The following is a 4,642-nucleotide window of genomic DNA, read 5'->3' as shown; positions in this document are numbered from 1 at the left end:
TTACATCGCGCTTGGGAGCTGAAACGTTCCCTCTGCGATAGTATTTCAAACCCGATGCTCGATACCATCTATGAGCGTGCCATCGCTGCGGGTGGGCTGGGCGGCAAGATTCTGGGAGCCGGCGGTGGTGGATATTTTCTGTTCTATGTCCCCACAGAGAGACAGGGGGCTGTAACAGCGGTGCTTTCTGACTTGGGACTTTCGCGGTTGGCGTTCCGCTTTGAACCCCAAGGCAGTCAGGTCATCGAAGATCGGTCAATCGAACCGTTCATTAAAAGGCAACCCCCGCAGGTTATGGACAGAAACCCGCTGATAGGAGTCAATTCCCTCCGCTAACCCCCGATTTCTTGACTGGCAGCCTACGCAGAATCGGATCGAATCAGATGCCCACGCCGCTCGCTGCCCTCAAGGACACTGCAAAACTGGAAATAGACCAGTTCATGATCCGCCCACAGCGTATGCTCCACACCCCGCACACACGCCACCATATCCCCCGGCTCAAGCTGCACGGTCTTCGTGATTCCCGTCGGGAGCCGCAGTGTCACCTTGGGAGTACCCGCCGTGAACAGCCAATATTCATCGTAATCGTGATAGTGAAGCTCGACATCTGAGTTTGCGGGCAGACGGTATTCGTGAAGACTCTCCGAATTGACGGGGTTCAGCAGTTCCCCCAACAATCCGGCAATTCGCTCACCCTTCCCGATATGTACCACACAGAGTGAAGGATCGTCTATACGTTCAGCAACCGATGACATAAGATGCCTCCTTAGATTGTTACGGGTAATCTTATTTTAATTATCTCCAGCGGTCACGCACCGGCTGTTTTTGCGCCCTAGCGAATAGATCGCTCCACTCGCTGGATCCGTCGTTTTCCCGAATCTCCAAACGCACACCCTCCACATAGGCGGGACCGTTGCCTGCGTTGAAGTACCCAAGTCCTTGGTCGACCATGTGGACGCAGCTGCCGTCAGGATAGACCACCGTCTTGATGACTTCTGGCTCTGGGTGGATTGGTTCGCCCCGTCTCTCAAAGCCGTCCAACCGCTCTTGAGACACCCGATATTTTTCGATAGCATCCTCATCTAACTCAACACCGAGTCCGGGCCCATCGGGGACTTGCTGATAGCCGCCCACCACCTCAATCGGCTTTTTCAGGAGATGATCGCTGTAGATGTTGATGCAGCTAATCGTGGGCCAAGTCGCATGCGTCAAGACCGCGCCCAAGTGGGCAGCCCACGTCGTCGTTAAGCCGTTGCCCACCAACTGCAACCAGAAGGGCATCTGTGCTTCGGCGCTCAAGGCACCTTGCCGCACAACCTCGGACTTCCCGCCGCCGATAACGAATCCATCGCACACCTGCTCACGGATGCTAGTGATATAAGGTGGATTTCCGAAGTGCATGGCGATCGGTCGGTTGACCGATTGGCGGATCTGTTTGTTGCCCAATATGTCGTCCTGTGGGATCGGCGTTTCAAACATAGCGACGTTAGAGTACTGTTCCAATTTCTTCATGACCGGAATCGCAGCGGACGCGTTCTGGAGCGACCCGTTCGGATCGAGGTCTAACTTGAAATGCGGCGGCACACTCTCGGAGACTGCCTCAACTTGGGCGACGATGTCCCACCACGGGCGCGGCTTATTCTTGAAACTGGTGTAACCGTTTGCCACAGCGTCCTGTGCTTCAGCCGCCCAGGTTTCAGGGGAAGCATCAACACACCACCAAGAGATCGGCGTCCAATCTCGTACCTTTGTGCCGATCAGTTCATAAACCGGCACCTCAAGAATCTTACCGACGAGGTCAAAGAGCGCCATCTGCAACCCGGCACCGAGCGAATCATCGTTCATCAGTTCGGCTGGACGTTGACCCATGACCCTTTCCACCGTCTGGTCGGTTACTCTGCCGTAAGTGTAGCGAATAACCGTTTCGCCCCAACCGACGTGCCCGGTGTCCGTTGTGACCTTACACAACTCCAGCACCGACCAATTGTAAACCGACGAAATACTGTTGCGGGTAAGCTTATGCTGCCGAGGGGTAAACGGCACATCAACGACAATACGTTCGACATCTGTCACTTTCATTGGATTTTCCTTTTTATGGTGAATTCTAAAGATAAATGGACACTTTCACCCCCGGTAGGTGCGGTTTCTAACCGCACCGCATCGGCACAGTTGGAAACAGTGTCTACCAAACGAGAGAACGGTAGGTGCGGTTTCTAACCGCACCGGTTTGGAGTGTCTCATTAATTCTAAGGTCCACTATAATTGCTGGACGCTGGACGAAATCGATCAATCCCTGTCCCAAGGGAATAGGAGCGTGGGTTGATTTGCATAACGTTTCATCTTGAGAACGATACGGCTACCCGCTCCGGGAGCCAGACGTACGGTAAGAGCAGATTTGTCTATCGACAGGGTTTTGTCATCGGTAGCGGCGCTGACAAGCTGGTGTTCGGCATACGCGCCGCCCTGAACGATGACCGTCCGCTCTTCGATTGGGTTGATATTGACAAGCGAGAGCGTCGTCTCGTCATCGGTCAGCTTTTCGACAAGTGCGGCGACATCTTCCGGTATGCCAGCGCGACGGTTCGCAGGATCGAAATAGCGGGCACGACAGTGGAGAGGTTCGCCGAACCGCGGGGTGATACCGCCGAGCATAAGTTCGATTAAACTGCTGCCCACCGCGGGGTTGAAAGCCAAAGTGTCGTCCGAGAGTCGTGTGTCCGGCGTTGTGGTATCCTTATGCATTCCTTGCATTTTCCGGCGAAGTGTGCTGAAATCGCGTTGGAATGCCTCTGTCGGAAAGTCCGGGTTGTTCCCTTCCAAGAATCCGATCCAGCCGTCTGACGGCAGCCACTTGAGGACATCACGGTTCATCGACCAGTAGTAGACATCCAACGCGCCTTGATTGTACGGCTGCGGCGTGTAGCTGTACCAACCATCGTCCCCATACATACTGGGATACATCACCTGCCCGTCGATTGTCTTCTGGTTTGAATTGACCGTTTCAATCATCTGCCGCCACACATCGACATAGCTCTGGTCACCGGTAGCAAGGAGGGCATTCCCGAAACCGGCGACCGCGCGAACATGGGCATTACGGTCTGCCAATGCGCCCGTTTGCGGAACGACGACGGTGAAACCCCAACCGTAGCACCCGCCGTACCATTTACCATTGCACTCCCCTCCGATTGTGCCGTCCAGACCGATATTAGATGGGATAATTCCGCCGTTGGCAGCTGTTCGCTCCGACCAAGCGTCAACGTACTCAAGGAGCCACGTTTTGTATTTCGCTTCACCGGTGACCATATAGGCATTGATCGCAAGGGTTGTTGAAGCAAGATTCAGCGGATGATCGCCAACGATGTCGGTATAGTCCTTGAAATGCGCTAACATCTCCTCAAAATTGCGCTCACCATGTTTTGCATCGAAACGTCCTTCGACTTCGATCGGATCACCCGCCCAATCCAGCGCAGTCGCTTTGCGTAGGAGAGGCCCTCGACTGCCGTTGAACATACTGCGAATAATCTTATGTTCCGGGTCGTAGTTCGGAGCCTGTGGATCTTCGTTCATGTAGAGACCGGCGAAACGCCTCACCCGCTTCTGAAAGATGCGATCGTAGGGATCCGACAGTCCCTGCAGGTTAAAGACTGCAAGCCCTTCGCCGTGATGAAACCAGTCAAACATGACCGAAAACTCCTTATAATACATCCCCTCGCGGGCGATCGGGACCTCCACCGTTTTCGCTTCTGTATATTGCAGCAGGTGTCCCTCCCAAGCCAGTTTATACATCTCCAAGATGCTATCCGAGGCACCGAGTGCGTGCAAGATGGGCCAACCTGTGAGATTTTCGATGGCATCGTCGGGACCATCGTTCCCACCCCAGCGCGGAAGGCAGATCAGATAGCCGCGTTCGTCAAAATAGCGGTCAAAAAATGCTTCACAGGCGAGGGTCTGGGCGCGGATAAGTTCCCGTTCCAACAGTGCCCAATTTGGCGGTGGAAGGGGTGTATCTATCGTAAGGGTGTTTCTATTCACGTTTGGTATAGGCATAATTTATCTCCTTAGTTGTGTTGGTTCATTGGTGCATTAGTTCATTAGTTCATTGAGCTGGAGGCACTATATTCTTTCGTAGGGGTTGGGTTTCCCAACCCATCGGGCGAGGAGACCTCGCCCCTACGATAACGGGCAGCCTCACATCGTGGACTGAATATGGGGAATGATCGACAGGTCAAATTCCCTTCTCTGTCCACTCTGAACCATCGCTAACATCTCCTGACAACGAAGGATTCCCTCGGTGAGCGGTTTGAGTTCAACCCCCAAATGTTGGTCACCAAAGGCTATCAGCTTGGCATGGGCTTTCGACCATTGGCTCTCTGCTCCCACATAATTTCGGTTCAAGAGATGAAAGCATCCAACGCTCAGTTGGAGCAGCCCTTGATAGAAGGGACGGTCGGGCCCAACTTCAAGCATCCATACGTCCTCTAGAGTTTCGTGGCACTCGAAGTAATCGCCATCATTAAACTCTTGTATCCCTTTTTTGAGGGCTGCTTGTTTGTTCATTGGTGCATTATCTAACTCCACTTTAGCCCTAAAACCGCGTCTTTTAAGGCGGGGATACAGGGACGCTTTAGCACCGTTTTTCGAG

At 53.5% G+C, this 4,642-nt stretch carries 5 protein-coding genes; 1 reads left to right on the top strand and 4 read right to left on the bottom strand.

Annotated elements, in window-relative coordinates:
- On the top strand, positions 1–336 hold a 336-nt coding region (locus J4G02_19600), incomplete at its 5' end, for a hypothetical protein (protein MCE2396738.1).
- A gap of 23 nt (positions 337–359) precedes the next feature.
- On the opposite strand, the gene J4G02_19595 is transcribed toward J4G02_19600, so the two are convergent.
- The 4 genes from J4G02_19595 to J4G02_19580 form a co-directional block, all read right to left on the bottom strand.
- Positions 360–755 (bottom strand): hypothetical protein, encoded by a 396-nt coding sequence (locus tag J4G02_19595; protein MCE2396737.1) that lies wholly within the window; start codon positions 753–755, stop codon positions 360–362.
- Between the two features lie 40 nt (positions 756–795).
- On the bottom strand, positions 796–2,079 hold the full coding sequence (locus J4G02_19590) for an enolase (protein ID MCE2396736.1): 1,284 nt from the start codon (positions 2,077–2,079) through the stop codon (positions 796–798).
- Between the two features lie 207 nt (positions 2,080–2,286).
- Positions 2,287–4,047 carry a hypothetical protein gene (locus J4G02_19585; GenBank protein ID MCE2396735.1) on the bottom strand — a complete coding sequence of 587 codons (1,761 nt, stop codon included), beginning with the start codon at positions 4,045–4,047 and terminating at the stop codon, positions 2,287–2,289.
- A gap of 141 nt (positions 4,048–4,188) precedes the next feature.
- Positions 4,189–4,642 (bottom strand): DUF309 domain-containing protein (locus J4G02_19580; protein MCE2396734.1); only part of this gene is annotated, 454 nt, incomplete at its 5' end.

Source organism: Candidatus Poribacteria bacterium (assembly GCA_021295755.1).
GTDB lineage: Bacteria > Poribacteria > WGA-4E > WGA-4E > PCPOR2b > PCPOR2b.
The sequence above is the reverse complement of the archived record's forward strand: the minus strand, read 5'-3'. Positions and strand labels throughout refer to the sequence as shown.